General features: G+C 68.4%; 26 protein-coding genes. 13 read left to right on the top strand and 13 right to left on the bottom strand.

Annotation, left to right across the window (positions count from 1 at the left end):
• Positions 1–174 precede the first annotated feature (174 nt).
• Complete coding sequence (locus OG474_RS12435) at positions 175–1,311, top strand: GDSL-type esterase/lipase family protein (RefSeq protein ID WP_405062409.1); 1,137 nt, start codon at positions 175–177, stop codon at positions 1,309–1,311.
• A 3-nt stretch (positions 1,312–1,314) separates the two neighbouring features.
• Here the strand turns inward: OG474_RS12435 and OG474_RS12440 are convergent, their stop codons facing one another.
• Complete coding sequence (locus OG474_RS12440; RefSeq protein ID WP_405062410.1) at positions 1,315–1,809, bottom strand: GNAT family N-acetyltransferase; 495 nt, start codon at positions 1,807–1,809, stop codon at positions 1,315–1,317.
• A 382-nt stretch (positions 1,810–2,191) separates the two neighbouring features.
• Between OG474_RS12440 and trpS the strand changes: the two genes are divergently transcribed.
• Positions 2,192–3,157 (top strand): tryptophan--tRNA ligase, encoded by a 966-nt coding sequence (gene trpS, locus OG474_RS12445; RefSeq protein ID WP_405062411.1) that lies wholly within the window; start codon positions 2,192–2,194, stop codon positions 3,155–3,157.
• 47 nt (positions 3,158–3,204) lie between these two features.
• A complete protein-coding gene (locus OG474_RS12450) occupies positions 3,205–3,948 on the top strand; it encodes an endonuclease/exonuclease/phosphatase family protein (protein ID WP_405062412.1) in 744 nt (247 codons plus the stop codon).
• On the opposite strand, the gene OG474_RS12455 is transcribed toward OG474_RS12450, so the two are convergent.
• From OG474_RS12455 to OG474_RS12470, 4 genes are all read right to left on the bottom strand, one after another.
• The gene (locus tag OG474_RS12455) at positions 3,945–4,847 is read right to left on the bottom strand and encodes a TIGR03560 family F420-dependent LLM class oxidoreductase (protein ID WP_405062413.1); all 903 of its coding nucleotides are present in this window, start codon (positions 4,845–4,847) and stop codon (positions 3,945–3,947) included. The genes OG474_RS12450 and OG474_RS12455 overlap by 4 nt on opposite strands.
• 21 nt (positions 4,848–4,868) lie before the next feature.
• Complete coding sequence (locus tag OG474_RS12460) at positions 4,869–5,447, bottom strand: hypothetical protein (RefSeq protein WP_405062414.1); 579 nt, start codon at positions 5,445–5,447, stop codon at positions 4,869–4,871.
• A gap of 71 nt (positions 5,448–5,518) precedes the next feature.
• Positions 5,519–6,322 carry a pyrroline-5-carboxylate reductase gene (proC, locus tag OG474_RS12465; protein ID WP_405062415.1) on the bottom strand — a complete coding sequence of 268 codons (804 nt, stop codon included), beginning with the start codon at positions 6,320–6,322 and terminating at the stop codon, positions 5,519–5,521.
• A 29-nt stretch (positions 6,323–6,351) separates the two neighbouring features.
• Entirely contained in the window at positions 6,352–7,281 is a 930-nt protein-coding gene (locus OG474_RS12470; RefSeq protein ID WP_405062416.1) for a proline dehydrogenase family protein, read from the bottom strand.
• Positions 7,282–7,610: 329 nt separating this feature from the next.
• Between OG474_RS12470 and OG474_RS12475 the strand changes: the two genes are divergently transcribed.
• The 4 genes from OG474_RS12475 (at position 7,611) to OG474_RS12490 (ending at position 11,849) form a co-directional block, all read left to right on the top strand.
• The gene (locus tag OG474_RS12475; protein WP_405062417.1) at positions 7,611–8,645 is read left to right on the top strand and encodes a DUF695 domain-containing protein; all 1,035 of its coding nucleotides are present in this window, start codon (positions 7,611–7,613) and stop codon (positions 8,643–8,645) included.
• Positions 8,646–8,776: 131 nt separating this feature from the next.
• Positions 8,777–10,171 carry a M1 family metallopeptidase gene (locus tag OG474_RS12480; protein WP_405062418.1) on the top strand — a complete coding sequence of 465 codons (1,395 nt, stop codon included), beginning with the start codon at positions 8,777–8,779 and terminating at the stop codon, positions 10,169–10,171.
• A gap of 62 nt (positions 10,172–10,233) precedes the next feature.
• The gene (locus OG474_RS12485) at positions 10,234–10,734 is read left to right on the top strand and encodes a SigE family RNA polymerase sigma factor (protein WP_405062419.1); all 501 of its coding nucleotides are present in this window, start codon (positions 10,234–10,236) and stop codon (positions 10,732–10,734) included.
• Between the two features lie 11 nt (positions 10,735–10,745).
• Entirely contained in the window at positions 10,746–11,849 is a 1,104-nt protein-coding gene (locus OG474_RS12490; protein ID WP_405062420.1) for a hypothetical protein, read from the top strand.
• 52 nt (positions 11,850–11,901) lie between these two features.
• On the opposite strand, the gene OG474_RS12495 is transcribed toward OG474_RS12490, so the two are convergent.
• From OG474_RS12495 to OG474_RS12520, 6 genes are all read right to left on the bottom strand, one after another.
• The gene (locus OG474_RS12495) at positions 11,902–12,627 is read right to left on the bottom strand and encodes an ABC transporter permease (RefSeq protein ID WP_405062421.1); all 726 of its coding nucleotides are present in this window, start codon (positions 12,625–12,627) and stop codon (positions 11,902–11,904) included.
• A complete protein-coding gene (locus tag OG474_RS12500; protein WP_405062422.1) occupies positions 12,624–13,346 on the bottom strand; it encodes an ABC transporter ATP-binding protein in 723 nt (240 codons plus the stop codon). The genes OG474_RS12495 and OG474_RS12500 overlap by 4 nt, the downstream gene beginning before the upstream one ends.
• A gap of 375 nt (positions 13,347–13,721) precedes the next feature.
• A complete protein-coding gene (locus OG474_RS12505) occupies positions 13,722–14,288 on the bottom strand; it encodes an HD domain-containing protein (protein WP_405062423.1) in 567 nt (188 codons plus the stop codon).
• Positions 14,285–14,896, bottom strand: coding sequence for a TetR family transcriptional regulator (locus tag OG474_RS12510; protein ID WP_405062424.1), 612 nt, complete (start codon positions 14,894–14,896; stop codon positions 14,285–14,287). The genes OG474_RS12505 and OG474_RS12510 overlap by 4 nt, the downstream gene beginning before the upstream one ends.
• Positions 14,893–15,756 carry a sugar phosphate isomerase/epimerase family protein gene (locus OG474_RS12515; protein WP_405062425.1) on the bottom strand — a complete coding sequence of 288 codons (864 nt, stop codon included), beginning with the start codon at positions 15,754–15,756 and terminating at the stop codon, positions 14,893–14,895. The genes OG474_RS12510 and OG474_RS12515 overlap by 4 nt, the downstream gene beginning before the upstream one ends.
• A 5-nt stretch (positions 15,757–15,761) precedes the next feature.
• On the bottom strand, positions 15,762–16,694 hold the full coding sequence (locus OG474_RS12520) for a Ppx/GppA family phosphatase (RefSeq protein WP_405062426.1): 933 nt from the start codon (positions 16,692–16,694) through the stop codon (positions 15,762–15,764).
• An 87-nt stretch (positions 16,695–16,781) separates the two neighbouring features.
• Here OG474_RS12520 and OG474_RS12525 point away from each other — a divergent pair, with 87 nt between their 5' ends.
• From OG474_RS12525 to OG474_RS12550, 6 genes are all read left to right on the top strand, one after another.
• A complete protein-coding gene (locus tag OG474_RS12525; RefSeq protein ID WP_405062427.1) occupies positions 16,782–17,525 on the top strand; it encodes a hypothetical protein in 744 nt (247 codons plus the stop codon).
• Positions 17,526–17,576: 51 nt separating this feature from the next.
• Complete coding sequence (locus OG474_RS12530; RefSeq protein WP_405062428.1) at positions 17,577–18,209, top strand: VOC family protein; 633 nt, start codon at positions 17,577–17,579, stop codon at positions 18,207–18,209.
• Positions 18,210–18,259: 50 nt separating this feature from the next.
• Positions 18,260–18,613 (top strand): ArsR/SmtB family transcription factor, encoded by a 354-nt coding sequence (locus OG474_RS12535; RefSeq protein WP_405062429.1) that lies wholly within the window; start codon positions 18,260–18,262, stop codon positions 18,611–18,613.
• Positions 18,594–19,076 carry an SRPBCC domain-containing protein gene (locus OG474_RS12540; protein WP_405062430.1) on the top strand — a complete coding sequence of 161 codons (483 nt, stop codon included), beginning with the start codon at positions 18,594–18,596 and terminating at the stop codon, positions 19,074–19,076. Before OG474_RS12535 ends, OG474_RS12540 begins: the two co-directional genes overlap by 20 nt.
• A gap of 55 nt (positions 19,077–19,131) precedes the next feature.
• Positions 19,132–19,614, top strand: a complete 483-nt coding sequence (locus tag OG474_RS12545; protein WP_405062431.1) for a peptidase inhibitor family I36 protein — start codon at positions 19,132–19,134, stop codon at positions 19,612–19,614.
• Between the two features lie 62 nt (positions 19,615–19,676).
• A complete protein-coding gene (locus OG474_RS12550) occupies positions 19,677–22,928 on the top strand; it encodes a BTAD domain-containing putative transcriptional regulator (protein WP_405062432.1) in 3,252 nt (1,083 codons plus the stop codon).
• Here OG474_RS12550 and OG474_RS12555 read toward each other — a convergent pair.
• On the bottom strand, positions 22,869–24,353 hold the full coding sequence (locus tag OG474_RS12555) for a WS/DGAT/MGAT family O-acyltransferase (RefSeq protein ID WP_405062433.1): 1,485 nt from the start codon (positions 24,351–24,353) through the stop codon (positions 22,869–22,871). The genes OG474_RS12550 and OG474_RS12555 overlap by 60 nt on opposite strands.
• Before the next feature lie 123 nt (positions 24,354–24,476).
• Positions 24,477–25,550: a LacI family DNA-binding transcriptional regulator gene (locus OG474_RS12560; protein WP_405062434.1), complete on the bottom strand. Its 1,074-nt coding sequence runs from the start codon at positions 25,548–25,550 to the stop codon at positions 24,477–24,479.
• Positions 25,551–25,598: the final 48 nt, after the last annotated feature.

Genomic DNA, 25,598 nt, shown 5'->3' on the forward strand with positions numbered 1-25,598 from the left:
CATGAGCCTTGCTCCCTGTGCCTTTTGATGAGCTCGCTCCGCTCGCTCAAGCCGACCTTAGCGGTCCACCCGATGCTTCGGGGTCCGTCGAATGGTTTGCCGGTCTCCCGGCACAGGCCGACGATCAAGGCGGCCAGTTGATCCAATCGGCCCGCCCACCTGGAGGAGAACCTGATGCGTGCGATCGCTCGCGCTCTGCCCGCGCTGCTCGGCGCGGCCGCTCTGATCGGCTCCGCCGTCACCGCCGGAGCCCTCACCACGAACACCGCTGCCGCCCCCGCCGCCGACGTACCGGCCGTCCCGCTGGTGCGGGCGACTCCGACCAAGGTGATGCCGCTCGGCGACTCGATCACGGCCGGGGACGTCGGTACCACCGCGTCGTACCGGCCCGACCTCTGGCAACTACTCAAGGCCGACGGCCGGCCGGTCGACTTCGTCGGGTCGCAGACCGGCGGTCCGGCGAACCTGATGGACCCCAACCACGAGGGCCACGGCGGCTGGACGATCAGCCAGATCCAGGCCAATGTGGTCGGTTGGCTGAACACCTACCGGCCCGACGTGATCACCCTCCAGATCGGCACCAACGACATGTACGACGACGCCGGGGCGGGCGCCGCACCCGGCAAGCTGTCGACCCTGATCGACACCATCACCAGCACCCTGCCGAACACGCGGGTCTTCGTGAGCGCCATCCCGCAGCTCGCGCACGCCGATCACTACACCCGCGTAGCCGCCTTCAACTACACGATCCCGGGCATCGTCGCCGGCAAGGTTGCCGCAGGCAAGCATGTCGACTACCTGGACGCGAACTCGGTGCTGTTCCAGCCCTACGACTTCGTCGACATGTGGCACCCGAACTACGGCGCCGCATCCAAGGCCGCGGCCCGCTGGTACGCCGCCCTGACCGGTCTGCAGGTGACCCGGTACGAGGCCGAGCAGACCGCCAACGCGACGATCAGCGGCGCACCGACCAAGCGGACGAAGATCGTCTCCGCCTCCGGTGGCGCGAAGGTCGGCTACATCGACACCCCGACCAGCTTCGTCAAGTTCACCTTCGACGTCGGTGCCGCCGGCACCTATCGGATCCGGGCCCGCGGCGCGAACGGGATCGGGACCAACTGCACCCATCTGGTCGACGCCAACAACGGCACCCCGGCCACGATGACGTACCCGTCGTACAGCTGGGACCTGCTGGGCACCTCCGCGGTCGACCTCGACCTCAAGGCGGGGACGAACACGGTCACCTTCAAGAAGGGTGAGTGCTACACCGAACTGGACGCGATCGACGTCAGCCTGAAGCCGACCGCCTGAGCCTCAGAGGGTTTGGGACATCAGGGTGAGCGGGCGCGTCGGGTCGTAGAACGTCTCGACGCGTCCGGTCGGCTCGAAGCCGGCCCGGCGGTAGAACGCAGCAGCGCGCGGAGCAGCGGCGTACACCCAGAGCAGCAACCGCTTGTAGGCCTGCTCCCGGGACCAGACCAGCAGCTCGGAGGTCAACCGGTCAGCCACCCCGACTCCACGGAACGCTGGGGCGACCCACATCGAGAGCATCAGCGCGGCATCCGGGTCCCGCTCGTCCGGACCGGCCGGTACGCCGCTGACCATCCCGGCCGGTTCCCCGTCGGACTCGGCCAGCAGCGTGACCTTGTTGGCGGCGCTCAGCCGGGCCCGCCACTCGTCCGCGGTCAGCGCGATCGAGTCGCTGTGCTTCTCGTAGAACGATCCGGGCGCCTCGATCAGGGCCCGCGGCCGGACCTCGCGCAGGATTTCCCAGTCGTCAGCGGCCAATCGCCGTACCTGCACCGTCATGCCACTAGTTTGGCGCACGTTGTCAGGGGTGATTCGGCGGGTGGAGGTTGGAGCAGCGGGCGGCGCGACACCCCTCCCAGGACGCGCCGGCCCGCTCAAACGCTGGGTCAGCAGCGGGTCCAACGTTCGGTTCATCGCTGTGGGGCTGCAAAGCGTTACAGGATTTGCAAGAGAAGTCAGATCGGTCGCCCAGCGTGAGCCTGAGGTAGCCCTGGAACCGGTCGCCGGGCTAAGGTTGGAGCGTGAACACAAACTTGCAGCTGTGGTGGGCCGTCTAGGGCGGTCACCCGGCGTTCACACGCACCCAAGAGGCCGTCTCGCCGAGACGGCCTTTTTTGTGCGCTCGGTGAGGTAGGGCCCGAACTCACCGAAAGGCACTGACATGACCTCGCTCTCCGGCATCACCCCGTCCGGCCGCCTGACGCTCGGCAACCACCTCGGCGCCCTGCGGCGGTTCACCGATCCCGACGGGTTCTACTTCGTCGCGAACCTGCATGCGATGACCACACGCCACGATCCACGTCGACTCGCGACGCTCACCCGCGAGTGCGCGACGCTGATGCTCGCGGCCGGAATCCCACCGGGCGCGGTATTCATCCAGTCGGACGTCCCCACGCACGCCCAGCTCGCGTACCTGCTCGAGTGCACGTCGTACGTCGGCGAGCTGTCCCGGATGATCCAGTACAAGGAGAAGGGCGGCCGTCCGATGACCCGGGCCTCGCTCTTCACCTATCCCTGCCTGATGGCGGCGGACATCCTCCTGTACGGCGCCCAGCGGGTCCCGGTCGGCGGCGATCAGGACCAGCACGTGGAGCTGGCGCGGGACGTCGCGATCCGGTTCAACCGCGAGTACGGCGAGACCTTCGTCGTACCGGAGTTGCACAAGGCGGCGCTGGCCACTCGGATCAAGGACCTGGCCAACCCGACGGCCAAGATGAGCAAGTCGGACTCCGACGACGCGGTCGGGACGATCCGGCTGCTCGACCCGCCGGACGTGATCCGGCGCCAGGTGATGCGGGCCGTCACCGACTCGGAGAGCTCGATCCGCCACGACGAGAAGGCCAAGCCGGGCGTCACCAACCTGCTGGAGATCCTGGCCGCCTGCACGGACGGCGATCCGGTCCGGCTCGCGGCGGCCTACTCGTCGTACGGCGACCTCAAGCGGGACGTCGCGGACGCCGTACTGGCCGTGATCGAGCCGCTGCAGAAGGAGTACGCCCGGCTGGCGACCGATCCCGGCGCGGTCGACGAGCTGCTGGCGCAAGGACGGGAGCGGGCGCTCGAGGCGAGCGAACCCCGACTTCGGGCAGCGACGCGAGCCATGGGTTTGGCAGGCTGCGCCCCATGAAAGGCCGGGCCCCATGAAAGGCCGGGCCCCATGAAAGGCTGGACGCCATGAGGATCCGTGCCGCCACCTTCAACCTCCGCAACTCGTCCGCCCCGGACGGCGAGAACGCCTGGCCGGTACGGCGGGATGCGGCGGTGGCGGCGATCGAACTCCTCGACGCCGACGTGGTCGGGCTGCAGGAAGTGCTGCCCGACCAGCTCGAGTACCTGCGCTTCCGGTTCCCGAAGCACGAGATCGTCGGCGTCGGCCGGGACGACGGGATGGACGCCGGTGAGCGCTCGTCCGTCATGGTCCGGACGGGCGACTGGCGGATCGAGCGCTCCGAGACGCGGTGGCTGTCCGACGACCCCGGTACGCCGGGATCGGTCGGCTGGGACGCGGATCTGACCCGGGTAGCCACGCTCGTCTGGTTGCGGCACCGCAGCGGCACGACGATCGGCGTACTGAACACGCACTACGACCACGCCGGCGAGGTCGCGCAACTGCAGTCGTCTCGACTGGTCGCGCGGTGGACCGCCGGTGACCTGCCGTGGATCGTCATGGGCGATCTGAACGCGACGCCGGACTCTCCCCCGTTGAAGGCGCTCACCGACGCCGGCCTGCGGTACGCCGTACCGGCTGATGCGGGTGGTAGCTGGCACGACTTCACCGGCGCCGAGGACGACGACCGGATCGACCACATCCTGATCAGCCCGGCCTGGACCGTGACCGAGGCAGCCGTCTCGCACTTCCGTCCCGGTGGACGGCTGCCCAGCGATCACTGGCCAGTGATGGCCACGCTGTCGCTCTAGATCTTGTTGAAGACCTCTTCGCGGAGGCGTTCGAGGGTTTCGAAGCGCTCGGCGCCGGAGCCGAACCAGTGGTCGGGGACGAGGATCTCGTCGATGCCCGCGGCCGGGTACTCGGCGACGACGTCGAGGACCTCCTGGGCCGAGCCCATGATCACGTGCAGACCGCGGGACTCGAAGTTCTCCTTGCGGGCGACCGCTTCGGTGTCGCCGGGGGCGATCACCTCGAGGAAGGTCTGGGCGGAACGGCGGACCGTCTTCGGGTCGCGGCCGATGCGCTCGCAGTGCTCAGCGAAGACTTTCCCCTTGTGGGCGGCGAGATCCGGGCGACCCCAGTGGTTCCACTCATCGGCATACCTGGCAACGATGCCTAGGGCAACCTTCTCGCCGGAGGCCCCGATCAGCACCGGCAGGTGTGCCGGCTTCGGCTCGAGCGGGGCACCTTTGAGCTGGTAGTACTTGCCGTCGAAGGTCGCGCGCTCCTCGGTGAGCAGCGCCTTGAGCACCTGGCAGGCCTCCTCGAACCGGGCCAGCAACGGCTTCACCGGCGGCAGTTCGATGCCGTAGACCTCGTGCTCGTTCACCTGCCAGCCGGCACCGATGCCGTACACGAACCGGCCGTTGCTCATCTGGTCGATCGTCGCGGCCGCATTGGCGGCGACCGCGGGGTGCCGATAGGTGTTGCCGAGCACCATCGAGCCGATCCGCACCCGCTCGGTGCGGACGGCGAGACCGGCGAGCAGCGCGAACGCCTCGTTCACCGGCACCGACAGGTCGGCGTCGTTCTTCATGAAATGGTCCGCGATCCAGACCCCGTGCCACCCGGTGCGCTCGGCGTACTCGGCGCCTTCGAGGATTTCGGTCCACGTCCGGCCGGCGTTCGGCCAAAAGGAAAAGTCCATGACCTCGACCTTATGTCGGGGTCAGACGAGGTGCCAGCGCATCAGGAAGGAGCCGATGGAGAGCACCAGGTAGAGCAGGACGAGCAGGGCGCCGATGCCGGGACGCGGGGTCGCGCGACGGGCCGGACGGCCGGCGGCCTGCCTGCGCAGGGCCTCCATCACGGCGGCGACCTCGGCGGTGCGGTCGGCCGGGATGCCGTTGATCTCGTTCTCGTCCTTGCCACGGGTCAGTACGACGTTGTCGCCGCCGACCTCGATCTTGTCCACGTCCTGCCAAGGCAGGCTGCGGATCAGCATGCTCGTCCGCGCCTTGAGCGCGGTCGGCGTCAGCATCACCCGGTAGAGCACGACGCCGCCGGCGACCCGGACCACCGAGGCGCCGATGATCGTCAGCAGGAAGACCGCGAGGATGTCGCGGGCGCCCATCCAGAGCCACGAATTCAGCGCCGGAACCGCGATGAACGGCGCCACGAACAGCGCCCAGGCCCACCACGGCGCGGGATCCACCGGGACCCGCCACGGCAGCGCCGGCAGCTCCGCCACCGGCTCCGGAGCAGGGCTGAGCTGCTCGGGGCTCTTCTGCGCCGAACGATTACCCATGGGCGGGACCATAACCGATCATCCTTGCCGGAAAGAATCGCCTCAGAATAACGCCACCCTCCAGAGAGGTGTTATTCGGCGGCGAGATCGCGGGAACGGTTGCGCGCCGCCTCGATCGCGGACAGGAAAGCCGCCCGCACCTTGTGGTCCTCGAGCTCGCGGACCGCGGCGGCCGTCGTACCGCCCGGGGACGTCACGCGCTCGCGCAGCACCGTCGGGTGCTCACCGGTCTCGCGGAGCAGTTTGGCCGAGCCCACGACAGTCTGTACGACGAGGTCGGTGGCCGTCGTCCGCGGCAGGCCCATGTGGACGCCCGCCTCGATCATCGACTCCACCACGAAGAAGATGTACGCCGGTCCGGAGCCGGAGATCGCGGTCACCGCGTCCTGCTGCTTCTCCGGCACCCGGATCACCCGGCCGGTCGCGGACAGCAGCCCCTCGGCCAGCGCGAGGTGGCTCTCATCGCAGTGCGCACCGCGGGAGATGGCAGCCATCCCCTCGTCGACCAGGGCCGGCGTGTTCGGCATCACCCGGACGACAGCGACCCCTTCGGGCAGCCGGGACTCGATGAAGCTGGTGGAGATACCAGCGGCCAGCGAAACAACCGTCTGGGAGGGCCTCACCACCGGCGCGATCTCGGCCAGCAGCTCAGGCATGTCCTGCGGCTTGACCACCAGCACCAGGGTGTCCGCCTTCGCCGCCGCATCCAGGTTGGACACGACATCGACGCCGTACCGCTCGCGTAGCTCGGCAGCACGCTCCGCACGCCGCTCGGTGATCAGCAACTGCTCCGGTCGTCGCCCGGCCCGGATCAGCCCCGACAACAACGTCTCGCCCATCACACCGGCCCCGAGAATGGCCACCTGGTCAGTCATGCCCACACAGTACGACTTCTTACTGGTTGTTACTTCTTGCTGATCAAGGAGCGGGCGAAGAACTGCAGGTTGGCCGGGCGCTCGGCGAGGCGGCGTACCAGGTAGCCGTACCAGTCTTCGCCGTACGGGATGTAGATGCGCATGGTGTGGCCGAGGCCTGCGAGGCGGACCTGCTCCTCGGGGCGGATGCCGAACAGCATCTGGAACTCGAAGCTGCCCGGCTGCCGGTTGGCGCGGTCGGCGAGCGAGCCGGCGATCGCGATCAGGCGCGGGTCGTGCGACGCGACCATCGGGTAGCCGGTGCCGTTCATGAGGATCTTCAGCGCGCGGACATAGGCCTTGTCCACCTGGCGCTTGTCCTGGAACGCGACCGATTCGGGCTCCTTGTAGGCGCCCTTGCAGAGCCGGACCCGGGAACCGGCGTGGGCCAGGTCGCGGCAGTCGGCCTCGGTACGGCGGAGGTAGGCCTGCAGCACGGCGCCCGTCTCCGGGAAGTCCTGGCGCAGCTCGCGGAGGATGCCCAGCGTGGAGTCGGTGGTGGTGTGGTCCTCCATGTCGAGGGTCACCGTCGTACCGGCGTTGCGGGCCGCGTGGCAGATCGTCCGGGCATTCTCCAGGGCGATCTTCTCGCCGTCGCCGGGCAGCGCCTGGCCGACGGCGGACAGCTTCACCGACACCTCGGCGTTCTTGGTGAGGCCGGCGGCGGAGAGCTGCTTCAGAACCTCGAGGTAGGCGTCCGCCGTGGCGCTCGCGGCGGCCAGGTCGGTGACGTCCTCGCCGAGGTGGTCGAGGGTGACGTTCAGGCCGTTGCTGACCAGCTTCTCGGTGGCCAGCACGGCCTCCGGAGCGGTCTCACCGGCCACGAACCGCGACACGATGCCGCTGGACACCGGCATGGCCGAAACGGCCTTCTTGATCTGGGGGCTGCGGGACATGCCCAGCAGGACTCGCCGAAGCACTTCTGTTCTCCTCCTAAGCCACCCGGCCCCATATGCCAGTGGTGTCTGCAGGTTACGCGCCTGAACCAGGCGCTCCATAATCCTGTGGCCGGAACCACACCAGCGGCGTACTGGTCAGAGGGTGCCTGGGGACTACACGCCGTAGCGAGCAAGTGCTCGGTGTAGTGGCTCGGCGTGCTGGGGCGGAGGCCTCGATGTTTTTCCATCGTGGTCTTCGCACCAGTGCGGCGAGGCGCTGCGCCGAGTGCTGCGCAGTAGGCGTGTAGTTTCCAGGCACCCTCTCAGGTCACGCAGTGTGTCCGCACCTCGGGCGAGGGAGGATAGGACGTATGCCCATCTTCAAGCGTCGCAAGGCGGCCGTCGTGGAGGCCGATCCGATCGGCGCGTTCTGGACCTGGTGGACCGCCGTCGGCGCCGAACTCGTCGCCGACGCGATCGCCCGCAAGGAGCCCGCGGATGTCGGCGCCACGCTGAGCGAATGGGTCAACCGCGTCCACCCCGAACTCGACTGGGAGCTCGGCCCGGGCCTGCACGCCCAGCACGCCCTGATCGTCACCGCCGCCGGAAACCCGAGCCGGCGCGCGACAGCCCGGCGCTGGCTGCGGTCCGCGCCCGTCTCGGACCACCTCTGGGAGTACGCCGACCTGCGGCGGCCGGGGCCGGTCAGCACGATCCAGTTCGAGGGACTGCCCGCCGTACCGATCGAGCAGTCGGTCGTCACGACCGAGCCCGACGCCTCGTCGATCCACGTCGGCGTCTACCACCCGGCGTTCCCGGATCTGCCGGTCGAGGTCCGGCAGCGGGTCACCTTCCTGATCCTCGACCTCGTGCTCGGCGAAGAGATGGTCGAGACCTGGGTCGGCGCGATCGACACCCTCGACGCCGTACCGGCCGACGCCAAACCGATCCCCGCCCTGCTGCCCGCGGTCGCGGCCTTCGCCGCCGCCCACACCCTCGAAGACGGCAGCCCCGCCTGGAAAATGCTCGAAGGTACCCGCGACGGCCACCGCCTGATCGCCACCGCCGAATACCCCCTGCGCTCCATCCGCCGCCCACACCTCGACACCCACGTCGAGATCTCCGTCGGCTACCCGGTCATCCGCGACGACGGCCTCCCCGAGTCCGACATGCTCGACGAACTCCGGGCCTTCGAAGACCACCTCACCGCCCGCCTGGGCGGCTCCGGCAACCTCCTCGCCCACGAAACCTCCGCCGGCACCCGCCTCCTCCACTACTACACCGACGGCACCACCCCCGCCGCCGCCCAACTCCAAGCCGCCACCCCCGGCTGGACCCACGGCAAAGTAGCCGTAACCACCACCCAAGACCCCGCCTGGGACAACGTCGCCCACCTAGCCGGCTAACTCCGCCGGTACGGCGTTGAGCACGGGTCAACCATTTCGGCGGGCGTCACGTGGTTGATGGGTGCTCAAGGCGGTTGCGGCGGGGGTCGCTTAGTCTGCGGGGGTCTGTCGTGGACTTCTGAGGAGGACTTGTGGGACGTCGTCGTGGGGTGCTGTCGGTCATCGTGGCTTTGGGATTGGCGGGGGCTTCGGGTTTGACCGCGAATGCCACGCCGTTCTCGCCGGGGGCGGCGGGGGCTGGGGATCCTTACTTCCCGGACATGGGGAACGGCGGGTACGACGTCCGGCACTACGACATCAACCTTGCGTTCGACCCGAAGACCAAGGCGATCGATGCGACGACGACGGTCCTCGCCAAGGCCACTCAGAATCTGTCGCGCTTCGATCTGGACTTCCAGGGGCCGTTGAAGATCAGCAAGGTGACGGTCAACGGGCGGGCGGCGGCGTTCACTCGGAGCGGGGCGCAGGAGTTGGTGATCACGCCGCGGCGTGGGCTGTGGCGTGGGAGCACGTTTACGGTGGCGGTGACGTATGCGGGTGTCCCGCAGAGGATCGACGACCCGGCGCTGGGGATCTCCGGCTGGGCCGCGACCAAGGACGGTGCGGTCGCGCTCAACCAGCCGATCGGCGCGGCGACCTACTACCCGGTGAACGACACGACGGCCGACAAGGCGACGTACAGCCAGACCATCACGGTGCCGACTGGTCTGACGGTGTTGGCCAACGGTGAGCCCGGCCCCACGACCACGCACCGCGGCAAGACCACCTTCCGTTGGCAGATGAGCCAGCCGATGGCCAGCGAGCTGAGCATGCTTGCGATCGGCAACTACAACGTCACCCGCAGCCGCCTGAAGGACGGCCGGCTGAACATCACCGCGATCGGCCAGTCGGTCGACACCAAGGCCGGTCAGGGCAAGGTGTTCAACGAGACCACGGCGCAGATCGTCGAGTGGGAGTCCTCTCTGTACGGGCGCTACCCGTTCGGCTCGACCGGCGGCATCATCGGCGACGTCGGCGTTCACTACGCCCTCGAGTCCCAGGGCCGACCGGTCTACGACCAGCGCAGCAGCAACGTCAGCGGCGGTCTGCTCGCGCACGAACTGGGGCACCAGTGGTTCGGCGACAGCCTCACCCCGGCACGCTGGTCGGACATCTGGCTCAACGAAGGTTTCGCCACCTACTCGGAGTGGCTCTACCAGGAGAAGTTCCGCGGGATCCCGGCGCAGCAGAGCTTCGAGGCCGCCTACAACGGTGAGGACAACTGGACCGGCAAGGTGGCCGACCCGGGCCGCGACCGGATCTTCGACAGCCTGGTCTACGACCGCGGTGCGATGACGCTGCACGCGCTGCGTCTGAAGATCGGCGACCGCGCCTTCTTCCAGGTCCTCAAGCAGTGGCCGACCGCCCACCGGCACAGCAACGTCACGACGCAGACTTTCATCCGGTTCGTCGAGCGGCTGACCCACCGCGACCTCGGCCCGTTCTTCCAGGCGTGGGTCTACCAGCCGGGCAAACCGAAGCTCTGAGCATGCAACCCGGGTGAACCCGCTTTCCGTCTTGTGGTGGACATGGAGAGTGGGAGGCACGGATGAGCGAGCGGGACCAGTCGTTCGTCGAGTTCGTGGAGACGGCCAATCCGTCGCTGCGAAGAACGGCGTACCTGATCAGTGGCGACCGACACAAGGCCGACGACATCGTGCAGGACGCGCTGTACAAGCTGTACCTGCACTGGCCGAAGATCAGCCGGACCGGCAATCCGTTCGCCTACGCACGGCGGATGGTCGTCAACACCGCGTACGACGGCGGCCGGCGGCCCTGGCGCCGGGAAGTGACGACCGCGGTGCTGCCCGAGCAGCAGGCGGCCGGCGACTTCGCGGCCGGGCATGCGGATCGCGACCAGGTCCTCGACGCCCTGCGGGCGCTGGGCCCACGGCAACGAGCTTGTGTCGTCCTTCGGTACTACGAGGACCTGTCGGTCGAGCAGACCGCCGAGGCCCTCGGATGTTCGGAAGGCACCGTGAAGAGCCAGGCGGCTCGCGGTCTCGAAACTCTCCGCAAGGCCATGCGACGGACGAGCCCGGCGCTGTGAAGGAGAATCTGATGAACAACGACCCCGAGGTCAGCACCGAGCTGCACCGGCTCGCCGACGCCGAGCCGCTGACCGACTTCGACACCAACGCGGTACTCACCCGTGGCCGCGGCGGCCTGCGTCGCCGCCGGTTCCTCGGCGCCGGCGGCGGGATCGCCGGCGTCGCCGCCATCGCCCTCGCCGCCACCCTGATCCCCAACATCAGCTCCGCGAACCAGGAGCCGGGCGTCGCCGGTACCGAGAACTCGGACTTCAGCCCGGTCCCCGGCGTACCGCGCGGTGAGGAAGGCGCTGGCCAGCGGCTCGATCAGAAGGAGGCCGAACGCCGGTGCGACCTCCGGTACGGCCCGCAGAAGAAGCACCTGTTCGCGCAGAACGGATTCCGGTCCGCACGCTCGACGATGTACGACATCAAGGGCGGGGCCCGCGGCGGCGGCAAGGTCGTCATGACCTGGGATGAGAAGAACAAGGACACCACGGTCTGGAGCTGCACGATTCCCGGCGGGGACAAGCCGTCGGCTGCCCTCGTCGCCGCCGCGGAGGCGGATCCGCTCCCGACGACCCCGCAGGGACAACTTCGGAACTGCTCGGTGGACGCGTGGGTCGACATGACGAAGTGGAACATCGTGGTCTCCGACCGGCTGGAGCCCGGCGGCGACATCAAGGGCTTCCGCCGCGGCCAGCTGATCGCGGTCTCACCCTCCGGCCGCACCGCGGTGGCTTGCGAGCTGGCGACCGGTGGGTCGCCGGCCACTGGATCCGGCTGGGGAATCTACGCCCTCAAACTCGACGATCTCGGCACCGACTACCCGCGGGTGCAGTGGCCTGACGGCACCTTCGGCAAGGACATGGCCACGATCCTCCCCGAGGGCACGAACTGCGAGGGCGAGGTCTGCGGAAAGTCCCTGCCCAAGGGCTGGGGCCGGGCACCGGTGGCAACGGCGAAGATCGTGGTGCAGATCGGATCCGGACCCAAGTACGACGCACCGGTGAAGGACGGCTGGTTCGCCTTCACCGCACTGGACGAGACTCCGCACACCACCAAGGACAAGCTGACGGTCCGGGCGTACGACAAGGACGGCAAGCTCCTCACCAAGCTCTACCCCGAGGGCTGATCATCGCGCCGGCCCGGGATCTCCCGGGCCGGCGTTTCTCAGATCGAAGGACTCAGGCGGTACGGCGTTTGAGGGTGGCGGCGCCGAGTCCGAGCGCCGCCACGATGAAGGCCAGCACGACCAGGATCTCGACCGCCGGACTGTTGCCCTGGGCAACTCCGACGACGGCGTCGACGGCGTAGGACAACGGCAGAACGTTGCTGACGGCATGCAGTACGCCGGGGAGGTGGTCCCGCGGAACCAGTAGTCCGCACAGCAGGAGCTGTGGGATCATCACGGCCGGCATCATCTGCACAGCCTGGAACTCGGTCGCCGCGAACGCACTCGCGAACAGACCGAGCGCCGTACCGAGCACACCGTCGAGGACCGCGACCACACCAAGCTGCCAAGCAGCACCCACGATATCCAGATCCAAGGCATACAAGGCGATCGAGACCACCACGAGCGCCTGGACCACCGCGATCAGCGCGAACGCGACGGCGTACCCGAGCAGGAAGTCCAGCTTGCCCATCGGCAGCGTGAACAGGCGCGATAGCGTCCCGCTCGACCGCTCCCGCAATGTCGCCACCGAAGTCACGATGAACATGATGATCGCCGGGAACACCGCCAGCAGCGGCCCGCCGATGCGATCGAAGGTCGCCGGTGAATCGTGGAACATCCACCACATCAGCGTGACCAGCAGGGCCGGCAGCACGATCAGCATCGCGACCGTCCGATGATCCCGGCGCAACTGCGCGAGCACCCGGCCCGCGATCGCGAACGTCACCCGCAACGTCATCGGGTCGCCGCCTTCCGCTCGATCAGCGTCAAGAACGCCTGCTCAATATCCTGTGTGCCAACGGAATCCAGCAAAGCCTGCGGCGTCTCGTCCGCCAACAACTCGCCGTCCCGCATCAGCAACAACCGATCACAGCGGACCGCCTCGTCCATCACATGACTGGACACCAGCAGCGTCGCTCCATCCGCCGCCAGCCGATGAAACAGCTCCCAGAGGTCCCGCCGCAGGACCGGATCCAGCCCGACCGTCGGCTCGTCCAGCACCAGCAACTCCGGCGACCCCAGCAGCGCAGCCGCCAGCGACGCCCGCGACCGCTGCCCACCAGACAACCGATCGACCCGTACGTCGGCATGCGACCGCAGGTCCACCGCATCAACAACCCGCTGTACGTCGTCTGCCCCGGTCCCGAGCACCGACGCGAAGAACCGCAGGTTCTCCACGACCGTCAGATCGCCGTACACACTGGGTTCCTGGGTCACGTACCCGATCCGCCCGCGCAAACCCTTCGAACCCGCCGGCGACCCGAGCACCGACACCGAACCGGTCACGCGCGCCTGCAGCCCGACGATCGCCCGGATCAGCGTCGTCTTCCCGCACCCCGACGGCCCGAGCAGCCCGGTCACCGACCCGGCCCGCAGGTCGAAGCTCACCCCGTGCAGGACCTCCCGCTCGCCGCGCACCACCACGACATCCCGGCAACCCACCGCGTTTGTCACCATGTGATGAATTAACCCACCGAGACCGCCGGCTTGGCAACACCTCAGAGGGCGTCTGGGAACTCCACGCCGTAGCGAGCATGTGCTCGGTGCGGTAGCTCGGTGCGCTGGGGCGGAGGCATCGATGTTTTTCCATCGTTGCCTTTGCACCAGTGCGGCGAGGTGCCGTGCCGAGTGCAGCGCAGTAGGTGTGGGGTTTCCAGACGCCCTCTCAGAGGGCGTCTGGGAACTCCACGCCGTAGCGAGCATGTGCTCGGTGCGGTAGCTCGGTGCGCTGGGGCGGAGGCATCGATGTTTTTCCATCGTTGCCTTTGCACCAGTGCGGCGAGGTGCCGTGCCGAGTGCAGCGCAGTAGGTGTGGGGTTTCCAGACGCCCTCTCAGACCACAGCGTGTCCCGTCGAGGCGCTCAACTCGTCCAGCAGCGGGTCGCCGTACCGGCGTCGGAGGTCCGCGAAGATCTCGGCCTTCTCGACACCCCACCGGCTGACGATCGCCTCGTAGCTGTCGCCGCTCACGAACACCGGCGGCGTGCGCTTGCTGTGGAACTTGTCGGCATACATCACCAACTCCTCCTCCCGACTCCCCGGCAGATAGTCCGCCACCGGGATCGGCAAGCCCTGCTCCAGTACGTCGTCCTTCGTGATTCCGACGCCCGTGTGATGGGACGCGAACCGGCAGATCCTCTCCGAAAACCCAAGCCCTGCCAGCAATTCATGGCCGAGAACCCCATGCCGAACGTAGGCCGTCGTCCCGACCCGATACACGCCGACGTCGTGCAGCAACGCGCCGGCCCGGACCAGATCACCATCGACGTCGAGACCGGCCAAGAACTGCGAGGCCACTGAGCACACGATCTGGCAGTGCTCGTAGACCAGCTCGAACGCCTCCCGGGAAGGCGCCGCATCCTTGTGTACGGCGAGGATGTCGCGTTCGGTCGGGATCACCCGGTGAGGTGGTGCTGCAGCACCGGTGCAAGGCGGTCGATCAGGATCTGCTGGTCGACCGAGGCGATCGGCTCCAGCTCGATCAGGTAGCGGACCATCGCCAGCCCGATCAGCTGCGAGGCCACCAAGCTCACCCGGATGGCCGCGTCGGGAACGTCCAGCGCCTTGGAGACCGGCTGCAGGATCAGCTGGGTGATGCCCTCGCGCATCACCCGGGCGACCTCTTCACTCCCGACCATGCTGCGGAAGATCGCCCGCATCCGCTGCTGCCCGTCCGGCGACTCCCACACCCCGAGGAACACGGTCGCGATCCGCCGGCCGATGTCGTCGCGCGGACCACCGAGCACCTCGGCCGCGATCTCGCGCGGGTCGACCGGCAGCGCCATCGCCTCGATGAACAGCTCGTCCTTGCTGGCGAAGTAGTGGTGCACCAGCGCCGCGTCGACCCCGGCCTCACGCGCGACCGCACGGATCGAGGTGGCCGTGAATCCCTTGTCCGCAAAGGACTTCCGGGCCGCGCCGAGGATCTCGCCGCGGGTATCCGGCCCGCCCGGACGCCGCCCGGGACCACGAGCAGCGGGCGCCTCCGTCGTACGGCGGGGTGTCACGGAGTCAGCTCCGAGATCTCCCCCTCCGGGGTGACCGCGAACGGCGACCGCCGACTACCGCGGAAGCTCTGTTTGTCGCTCACGAAGTGCTTCTTCGTGAACTCCAGCGACTCGATCAGATCGACCTCACGCTCGGAGCGGCTGGTCGACCGGCGGGTGTTGATCTCGATGATGATGTGCCCGCGGAAGTCCTGATTGGCCAGGGTGGTCAACAGATCGGCGGCCCGCTGCGTACCGCGGCCGGGCACCAGGTGCTCGTCCTTGGCCGAGCCCGTCCCGTCGGTGAGGTGGACGTGCTTGAGCGTCCGGCCCATCGCCGCCGCGAGCTCGACACAGTCCTGCTCAGCCGTCGACGAGTGCGACAGGTCGAGGGTGGTGTGCGCGTAGGTCTGCTCGGTCGGGTCCCAGCTCGGCGCGTACGCCTGCAGGCCCTTGCCCGGCGCGCGCCACGGGTACATGTTCTCGACCGCGAAGATCACGCCGGTCTCGGCCTCGAGCCGCGCGATCCCCTCGACGAAACCGCGGGCGTAGTCACGCTGCCAACGGAACGGCGGATGTACGACGACGACGTCCGCGCCCAGGTCGTTCGCCGCTGCGGCGGAACGCTCCAGCTTCTCCCACGGATCGGTCCCCCAGACTCGCTGGGTGATGAGCAGACAGGGCGCGTGAATCGCCAGCACGGGCAGCTGGTGGTAGTCGACCAGCCGCTGGATCGCGTCGATCTGAGTGCTGAGCGGGTCGATACCGACCATCACCTCGACGCCGTCGTACCCGAGCCGGGAAGCCAGCTCGAAGCAGCTCGCGGTCGTCTCGGGGTAGACCGAGGCAGTGGACAGACCAATTTTGGCAGGGGCGGGCATCGGGCTCACCGGGGCTGCAGCTGGTCGAGCTCGGACAGAATGACGCCTTCGCGCAGCGCCCACGGACAGACCTCAAGGGCTGACAGGTCGAACAGGTCCATCACCGCGTCCGCGACCAGCGCACCGGCGACCAGCTGCGACGACCGGCCGGCCGATACTCCGGGCAGGGCAGCGCGCTCGGCCGACGACATCTTGATCAGCTTGGGGGTCCACTCGGCCAGGTCGTCACGACTCAGCGACCGCGGCACGTACGGCCCGTCGTCGGACGGGGCCGCGCCACAGATCCGGGCCAGCGACCGGAAGGTCTTGCTGGTGGCAACCGCACGCTGCGGCTTGCCGGCCCGCAGTACGCCGCCGGCCACCGCGGCCATCTCCATCCGGATCCGTTTGCGCAGGGCACGGATCTCGTCCTTGTCCGGCGGGTCCTGGTGCACGCCCTCGCGGGTCAGCCGCCCGGCGCCGAGCGGCACCGACACCGCGACCGTCGGCTCCTCGTCGGACCCGGCCGCGATCTCCAGCGAGCCGCCGCCGATGTCGAACACCGCGAGCCGCCCCGACGACCAGCCGAACCAACGCCGTACGGCGAGGAACGTCAGCCGCGCCTCGTCCACACCGCTCAGCACCTGCAGGTCGACCGTGGTCTCGGCGCGCACCCGCGCCAGCACCTTCTCGCCGTTCGGCGCCTCGCGCAGCGCGGAGGTCGCGAACGCCATCACCGATTCACAGCCCTTGTCCTCGGCCAGCTCGGCGGCCTCGGAGATGAACGAGACCAGCTCGTCGGCACCCTCGTCCGCGATCCGGCCGTCCTTGTCCAGGTGCTCGGCCAGCCGCAACTCCGTTTTGTGCGAGTACGCCGGGAGCGGCGCGGCACCGCGGTGCGCATCCACCACGAGCAGGTGGACGGTGTTGGAACCTACGTCGAGTACGCCGAGCCGCATACCTCACAAAGTACTTCACTCCAGGTGTATCAGTTGTTTCGGAGTTGCCGTTCGCAGTTCGCGGCAACAGGCGCGTACGCTTCACGAGTGCCTGAGGTTTCTCTTGATTTTCCCCGTGCGTGGGTGGAGTTCACCGATCCTGACGATCCGGATCAGGTGTTCCGCTGTGACCTGACCTGGCTGACGTCGAACTGGTCCTGCATCTTCGGCGGTGGTTGTGCCGGCATCTACAAGGGCCGGCCGAACGACGGCTGCTGCACGCTCGGCGCGCACTTCTCCGACGACGAGGACGAGAACCGCGTCAAGGAGTACGTGAAGGAGCTGACCAAGGAGGACTGGCAGTTCCGCAAGGAGGGCAAGCGGAACGGCTGGGTCGAGACCGACGACGACGGCGACCGCAAGACCCGGGTCTGGGAGGGCGCCTGCATCTTCCTGAACCGCCCCGGTTTCAACGGCGGTACGGGCGGCTGCTCGCTGCACGGCCTGGCGCTGAAGAAGGGCGTGCACTTCGTCGAGACCAAGCCCGACGTCTGCTGGCAGCTGCCGATCCGCCGGACGTTCCGCGAGGTGGAGCGCCCCGACGGTACGTCGTACACGGAGGTCGGCATCGGTGAGTACGACCGGCGCGGCTGGGGCCCCGGCGGTCACGACCTGAACTGGTACTGCACCGGCAACACCGAGGCGCACATCGCCGTCGAGGCGGTCTTCGAGTCGAGCAAGGTCGAGCTGCAGACGCTGATGGGTCTCAAGGCCTACGACATCCTGGCCGACCTCTGCAAGCAGCGTCTGGAGGCGGCGCGCCCGCTGCTGCCGCACCCGGCTTCGCGCTGAACGACACGCAGATCCCCCACTATCGGCGGGATTTGGGGCAAGAATGCTGGCATGCGTCTGGATCATTTGTCGTACGCGGCCGGCCCCGATGGGTGTTTGGCGACTGTGCGGCGGCTGTCCGCGCTGCTCGGAGCCGAGTTCGTCGACGGCGGCGTGCACCCGCGGTTCGGGACGATCAACTACATCCTGCCGCTGGACAACGACCGGTACATCGAGGTCGTGGACGTGCTCGACCACCCGGCATCCGACAAGGCGCCGTTCGGTCAGGCGGTCCGGGCCCGCAAGGAGCTCGGCGGCGGCTGGCTCGGCTGGGTGGTCGCGATCCCGGATATGGCCCGGATGGAGAAGCGGCTCGGCCGCGAGTCCGTCCCCGGTAACCGGCACCGCCCCGACGGGGTGAACCTGACCTGGCGGCAGATCGGCGTGAAAGGCCTGATCGCCGACCCGCAACTGCCGTTCTTCATCCACTGGGACGACCTCACCCAGCACCCGTCGGTGGGCGGCAAGGACCTGCGCCTGACCGCGCTGGAGATCGCCGGCGACCCGATCCGCGTCACCGACTGGATCGGTCACCCCGCCGACCACCTGCTCGACGACCTGGACGTGCGGTGGGCCGGCCCGAACGGCCAGCCCGGCCTGATCGCGGCCCAGTTCGAGACCCCGACGGGCGTCGTACGGATCTGATTTTCCCTTGGCCTTGACCCGGTTCTTCCGTTGGCCTAACGTACAACCAAATGGTTGTACGTGAAGAAGTTGTGGATCGATTGCTGCACGCGTTGTCCGACGGCACGCGGCGCGACATCGTGCGTCGCTGCCTGGTCAGCGAGTCCTCCGTGTCCCGGCTCGCCGAGAAGTACTCGATGAGCTTCGCGGCCGTGCAGAAGCACGTCGCCGTCCTGGAACAGGCCGGGCTGGTGACCAAGGAACGCAGCGGACGGGAGCAGCTCGTGCGGACCGATGTCGAAGCCGTCCGGCAGGCCCGCGCGGCGATCGACCAGCTCGAAGCGGTCTGGCGCGCTCGCGTCGACCGGATGACCGATCTCTTGAACGAACCGAAAGGCGATACCCATGAGCGTGAAGAGCGTTGACAAGGACCTGGAAGCACTGACCCTGACCCTGGTGGCGGAGTTCAGTGCCACCACCGAGCAGGTCTGGGAGCTGTGGGCCGACCCGCGCAAGCTCGAGCAGTGGTGGGGCCCGGCGCCGTACACGGCGACTGTCGTCGAGCACGACCTGACGCCGGGCGGCCAGGTCACCTACTTCATGACGGGCCCCGAGGGCGACAAGCACCACGCCTGGTGGCGGATGACCGCCGTCGACGAGCCGAAGTCGCTGGAGTTCATCGACGGGTTCGGGAACGCCGAGGGCAAGCCGGACGCCACGATGCCGACGGGCACCACCACGATGAACCTGAGCCCGTACGACGGCGGCACGCGAATGGAGCTGCGAGCGATCTTCGACACCAGCGAGCAGATGGAGCAATTGATGAGCATGGGCATGGACGAGGGCCTGACAGTCTCCGTCGGCCAGATGGACGCACTGCTGCCCTAGGTACGGGTGTAGTACGGACAGTGCCACGGCGATCGCAGTTCGTAGCGTCGGGCACATGAACCCTTACAAGAAATCACTGATCGCCGTCCTGGGAGCCGTTGCGACCGTGCTGGCGGTGTCCGCGCCGGCCAGCGCCGCACCCATCGAGAAGAAGCCCACCACCATGGAGATGGTGCAGGTCGCCGCGCAGACCGGTCAGGCGTGGGACGAGCAGAAGCAGGAGCTCGTAGCCGCCTGGAGCTGCGCCAGCGGCGATATCTGTTTCTACTCCGGCCTGAGCGGAACCGGAGCCATTTGCCACTGGTCCGGAAACGACACCAACTGGCTGGCCGCCCCGGGTGTCTGTTCCTGGGCCGACGACGTCAAGCCGAAGTCGGTCCGCAACAACGGGACCAACACCAGCTTGACCGGCGTTCGCTACTACTCACAGACCGGCTACCGCAACACCGCCGGCTGCACTCCGCGCGGTGCCCGCGGGAACTTCGTCAGCCCGGAGCTGCTCAGGTCGCACCAGTGGGTCAACGGGCCTTGCGCCTGAGCACCCGATAGGTCTGGGCAGCCGAGCTGCCCAGACCTCCTGTGTTGCGTAGGATGCTGGTTGTGCCCACGCCCCGGGAGAACGGCTTCGGTGCGTTGTTGCGCAGTCTGCGCCAGGACGCGGGCAAGACTCAGCGGGAGCTCGCAGACCTGGCCGGCCTCAGTACCGGCGCAATCCGCGACCTGGAACAGGGCCGAAGCCGTGGCCCGAAGCCGGACTCCATCGAGGCCATCACCACCGCCCTGGCCCTGAACGGTGAGGACGCCGAAAGGCTCCGGGCAACCGCCAAAGCAGGCCGAGCCGTGACCCCTAAGACCGACGTCGACGGGCCGCTGCGCATTCGTGTGCTCGGCCCGCTCGACGTTTGGCATGGCGAGGTCCCCGTCCCCATCGGCGCCGGTCCGCAACGGATCTTGCTGGCCAGGCTTGCCCTCGCGGCCGGTACGACGGTGAGTCTGGCCGAACTGATCGATCTCCTCTGGCCGAACGACGTTCCGCAGAACGCGGCGAACCTCTTGCAGACCCGCGTTGCCAGGTTGCGGCGACTACTCGAGACCGGCGGTCCCGCCCCCGAGGTGATCGTCGGGAGCCCATCCGGCTACCGGTTGGCGGTGGACGCCGAAAGCCTTGATCTGCTGGCGTTCCGCGCTCTCACGACCGACGCCGTACGGGATGATCCTGAAGTTGCCTTGGGCAAGCTTACTGAAGCGGTGGAGCTGTGGCGCGGCGCTATCGATGTCGAGGTGATCGACACCAGCCCGCTCTACGTCGCGATCTCCAACGAGTACGCCGCTGCCGTCCGCGACCTGGCCGGGTTGGCACGTGACCTCGGTGAACCGGAGCAGGCGCTACGAGCCCTGCGAGACCTGGCCGGGCAGCGCGAGCTCGACGAGCCGCTGCACGTCGAGCTGATCCGGACCCTCGCCGCCGCGGACCGGCAGGCCGAGGCGCTCGCGACCTACGACCGGGTCCGGTCGTCACTCGCCAGCCAGCTCGGCGTCGACCCCGGCGAAGGGCTCCGCACCGCTCATATCGAGGTGCTCCGACCGGGACCATCGGCGCCACCAGAACGCGCAGTCGTTCAGCAGACGCCGTCCGCACCGCCGGACTTCATCGGGCGCGCGGAAGAGCTCGCCACCATCTGTACGGCGCTCGGCCGGCCCGGTGCGCTCTCGTCCCGAGTGGTCTTGATCAGCGGGATCGCCGGGGTCGGCAAGACTGCCCTGGCCCTGACCGCCGCGCATCGTCTCCGCGCGCAGTATCCGGACGGCCAGCTGTACGCCGACCTGCGTGGCGCCGACGCGGTCGCCCCCGAGCCGCTCCAGATCCTCGGCCGCTTTCTGCGCGCACTCGGCGTACCAGGACGTCGAATCGGAACCGAACCAGCCGAAGCGGCCGCTCTACTCCGCAGTGAACTCGCGGACCGCCGGATGCTGATCCTGCTCGACAATGCCCAGGACGCGGCTCAGATCCGGCCGCTGCTCCCGGGCGCCGGCGACAGCGACGTGATCGTCACCTGTCGACGGCGACTACCGGACCTCGCCACCACCCATGCCGTGGATCTTGAGCCTCTCCCCCATGACGACGCGGTCCGGCTGATCGCGGCCACCGCAGGAACACGACGGCTCGACGGCGATCAGCCGGGCGTGAGCGCCCTGGCGGAAGCCTGCGCCCGGCTCCCCCTCGCACTGCGGATCGCCGGCGCCCGGCTGGCCACTCGGCGGCAGTGGACAGTTGCCGATCTGGCCCACCGGCTGGAGGACGGCAATAGAAGGCTCACCGAGCTCAGCCTGGGCGAGTCCAGCGTCCTCAGCAGTTTCGACCTGAGCTATGCAGACCTGAGCGCCGACGCTCAGCGCGCGTTCCGGCTGTGCAGCCTGCATCCTGGCGACGACTTCAGCGCCGAGAGCGCCGGTGTTCTGCTCGGGATCCCGGCCGCCGCGGCCGATCGGGTGCTGGAGGTCCTGCTCGAGGCGAACATGCTGTTGCAGCACACGAAGAACCGCTTCCGGTTCCACGACCTGCTCGGCCTCTACTCGCGCCGGCTGCTCGCCGAGGACGCCGAGGCCACGACTGCGCGAACGCGATTGCATGCCTGGTACGTCGAGGCGGCGACGGCCGCGATGGACCTCGTACACCCGGAACTCGTGCGGCTCGCTGCCCACCCCGCACCGGAGACCTTCTTCGGGTCGCGGGCCGATGCGCTCGACTGGCTCGACGCGGAGGTCCCGGCTCTGCTGGTGGTGGTGAAGAACACAGCCCACTCCGACGATCGGTCGTTGGCCTGGCGAATCGTCGACCAGCTCCGGGGATACTTCCTGCTCCGGCGGGATATCGACGGCTGGCTACCGGCAGTAGACGCCGCACTGGCGGCCGCCGAAACGGCCGGGGACGATGCCGCCCGAGTGGCGATGCTGATCAACCGCAGCTGGGCGGTCGGAGCCATCGGACGGGACGAGGAGGCGCTGTCCGACGGTCTGACCGGTCAGGCCATCGCGGTGGCCATCGGCTGGACCGCAGCCGCCGGCTACCTGGCCCACCTGATCGGATGGCTTCAGCTCTTGCGGGGCGAACTCGCCGAGGCCGACCGGTGGATCCGGCGCGCGCTCGAGCTGGTCGAGGACGAACAGCAGGACCACCTGCGCGCCGTCGTACTCAACAGTCTCGGGATGACCCGGCTGTATCAGGGCGAGCTCCAGGAGGCAGCCGACCTGTTCGGGGCTGCCCTGCAGGTCAGCGATACCGGGCCCGAACTGGCGACTCTCACCATCCGGGGGAATCTGGCGAGCGCGGTCCGGCAGTTGGGCGAGGTCGACCACGCGGCCGCGCTGCTGAGCGACGTACTGGATGCCCACCACCGCCGTTCGTACCCTCGCGGCGAGCTGTCGACGCTGGACGAGTTGGCCAGGTTGTACGCCCAGCGCGGTGACGGACCGGCCGCGCTGCAGGCCGCTCTACGGGCCTACGAAATCGCGGTCGCCATCTATGACCCGGCCGCCCAGGCCAAGACTGCCGTGACGATCGCCCAGGTCCAGCTCGCCCTCGGCGACGCTCCCGCCGCCGTGCAGTGGATCGAGACCAGCCTCACGATCGCGCGCGGGGCCTACCCGTACCTCGAATCCGAGGCTTTGATCACGCTGTCCGGCGCCCGGCAGGCGATCGGCGAGCAGGCGGCCGCGATCGAGGCCGCCGTACAGGCTGCAGCGATCGCCGCTGCCTGCGGCTTCCGCCTGCTCGGCGAGCAGGCCGCTGCTCTAGTGGATGTTCTCCAGCTCGGACAGGGAGGTCTCGAGGTGGGCGAGCAGACGCTGTAGGTGGGGGACGGTCCGGCGGCAGCCGACCAGGCCGAAGTGGAGCTGGTGGTCGTAGCTGGTGACGCTGATGTTCAGCGCCTGGCCGTTCATCACGATGCTCGCCGGATACATGCCGAGCAGGCGGGAGCGGTTCCAGTACAGGGGGCTCTCGGCCGGGCCGGGCACGTTGGAGATGACCAGGTTGTACGGCGGGTTGGTGAGGCCGGCGACGCCCGGAAGAACCGCGGACGGGCCGGCGACGGCGAAGCCGAGCGCACCGACCATCAGGTTCTGCAACGGGCTGAGCCCGGACAGCACGCCCTTGCTGTACGTCGTGGAGGCGGTGATCCGTTTGATCCGCCGCTCGGGGTCAGCCTCGTCGGTCGCAAGGTCAGCGATCAACGTGGACAACGCGTTACCGCCGCCCGGTGCTGTATTGGATTCCTTCCCCGCCCCACCGCCCCGGTCATCCTTCCCTCTGAGCGAGACTGGAACCATGGCCGTCAAAGGCTTGTCGGGTAAGGCGTTCTGCTCGAGCAGATAGTTGCGCAGGGCACCTGAACACATGGCGAGCAGTACGTCGTTCAGCGTCGCGCCGGTGATCGCGCGGACCTTCTCCAGCCGCTCGATCGGCCACGACTGCGCGGCGAACCGGCGCGCGCCGGTGATTCCCTGGTTGAAGATCGTCCGCGGTGCCTTGAACGCGACGGTGGAGTGCTCCTGCAGCAGACTCCTGACCCCGACCGGTGTCAGCCCGGCCAGGTCCGCGAGCAGCCGGGCAGCTCCGCCGACAGCGCTCGTGGCGCCGCCCAGCGCACGTCCGGGCGTCCGGCCGACCGCGGCGAGCAGCTCGGCCGCCGTCGGCACACCACCTGCAGAGGTGGGCGGCGCCGTACCGGGGCGAACGGGCAGGGCGTAGGTGGCCGGCATGTCCGTCATGGTCGGGTCGGTGGTGAGCGTGTCCTGCATCCAGCGGAGTGCGGTGACGCCGTCGATCATCGAGTGGTGGATCTTGCTGTAGACGCCGAACCGGCGCCCCTGGACACCCTCGATCAGGTGGATCTCCCAGAGCGGGCGATGGCGGTCCAGCAAAGTGCCGTGCAGGCGGCTGGTGAGCTCGAACAGCTCCCGGAACCGCCCGGGACGAGCCAGTCCGGACAGGCGGACGTGATACTCGAGGTCGATGGCGTCGTCCTGCTCCCAGGACCAGTAGCCGAGGTCGAGCGCCCGGTTCCGCACGCGCCGCGAGAAGACCGGATTCACCGTGGGCGCGTCCAGGATGTCGTGGTAGAGCCGCGACACGAAATCTCGCGTCCCCTCGGGGAACACGTGATCGCGCCCGGCCCCTTCCGGCAGCTCGAACAGCATCAGCCCGCCGACGTGCATGGGTTGTTCCCGGCTCTCACCGAGCAGGAACATCGCATCCAGCGGCCCCACCGCGGTCATTCGGCCTCCGCTCCCGGACTCGGTCCCGACGCCCTATCGTTCGTCAGCACGACCCGGCCCGTCTACCCCTGCACAACCGCGTTCACCGAGTTTTAGTTATTGCCTCAGCAACTGAAGTGACAACTATCGGACACCGGAGGCCTCACGAGCCTCCACCGGTACGACGACGTGGCGGGGCGCGGCGGCGTACGGCCTGGAGCTGGTGATCCGGCGGAGCAGCAGCTCCATCGCCTGGCGGGCCATCTCCGCCGACGGCAATGTCCCTTCGACACTGGTCAGGTACGGCGGGCCTGAGTCGTCCATGCACGCCAGCTCGAGGTCCGGCCGGCCGAGCGCAGCTAGATCCTCGGCCACCTGCGCCAGGACGTAGCCGTTCGCGCACAACAGCACGGTCGGCGGCTCGGCGGACTGCAGCAGGCTCGACAGCATCGCCAGTCGGGGCTTGCCGGCCAGCGGCTCGTAGGGGCGGAGCAGCGTGAGATCGGGCCGGATCGCGAGCCCGTGCTCCCGCAGCGCCTGGACATGCCCGGTCTGCCGCTCGACGACGCTCGTGCACTCGGTCTCGCCCCAGAGCGTGGCGATCCGCTCGTGACCGCGCTCGATGAGCTGGGTGGTCAGGCGGTGCGCGAGGTCGCTGTTGTCGGCGACCACGGCGTCGGTCGGTACGTCGGGGCGGTACCGATCGATCATCACCAGCGGCACGCGGCGACGTCGTACCTCGGTCAATGCCTCTGGGTGCAGCCGGCCCTGCACGGGATAGAGCAGGATGCCGCGGACGCCCTGGTCGAGCGCACGGCGGAGGGCGACCTCTTCGCGCTCGGCCGACTCGGCGGAGTTCGAGAGGACCAGCTGATAGCCCTGCTCGGCACAGACGGCCTCGGCAGTGATCAGGATGTTCGCCAGGTGATTCCCGCGCAGCCCGTGCAGACCGTTGACGATCAACGCGATCGCACCGCCGGCCTCCGGCACGCGCCGGCGTTCGGGCTCGGCGACGAACGTGCCCTGGCCGCGGCGGCGCACCAGCAGGCCCGCGGCCACCAGATCGTTGAGCGCCCGGACCGCGGTGATCGTGCTGACGCCGAACCGCTCGCACACCTGCCGCTGCGTGACGAACGGGACCGCATGGTCGAACCCGCCGGCGTCGATCTCGTCGGTCAGCGCCTGCTTGATCTGCTCGTACAGCGGCACGGTCTCCACCATTGACATGGTAAATGGCTTTGATATATCAAACAAGGTACCCCGGCG

The sequence above is a fragment of the Kribbella sp. NBC_01505 genome, from assembly GCF_045040285.1.
In the GTDB taxonomy this organism is placed as follows: domain Bacteria; phylum Actinomycetota; class Actinomycetes; order Propionibacteriales; family Kribbellaceae; genus Kribbella.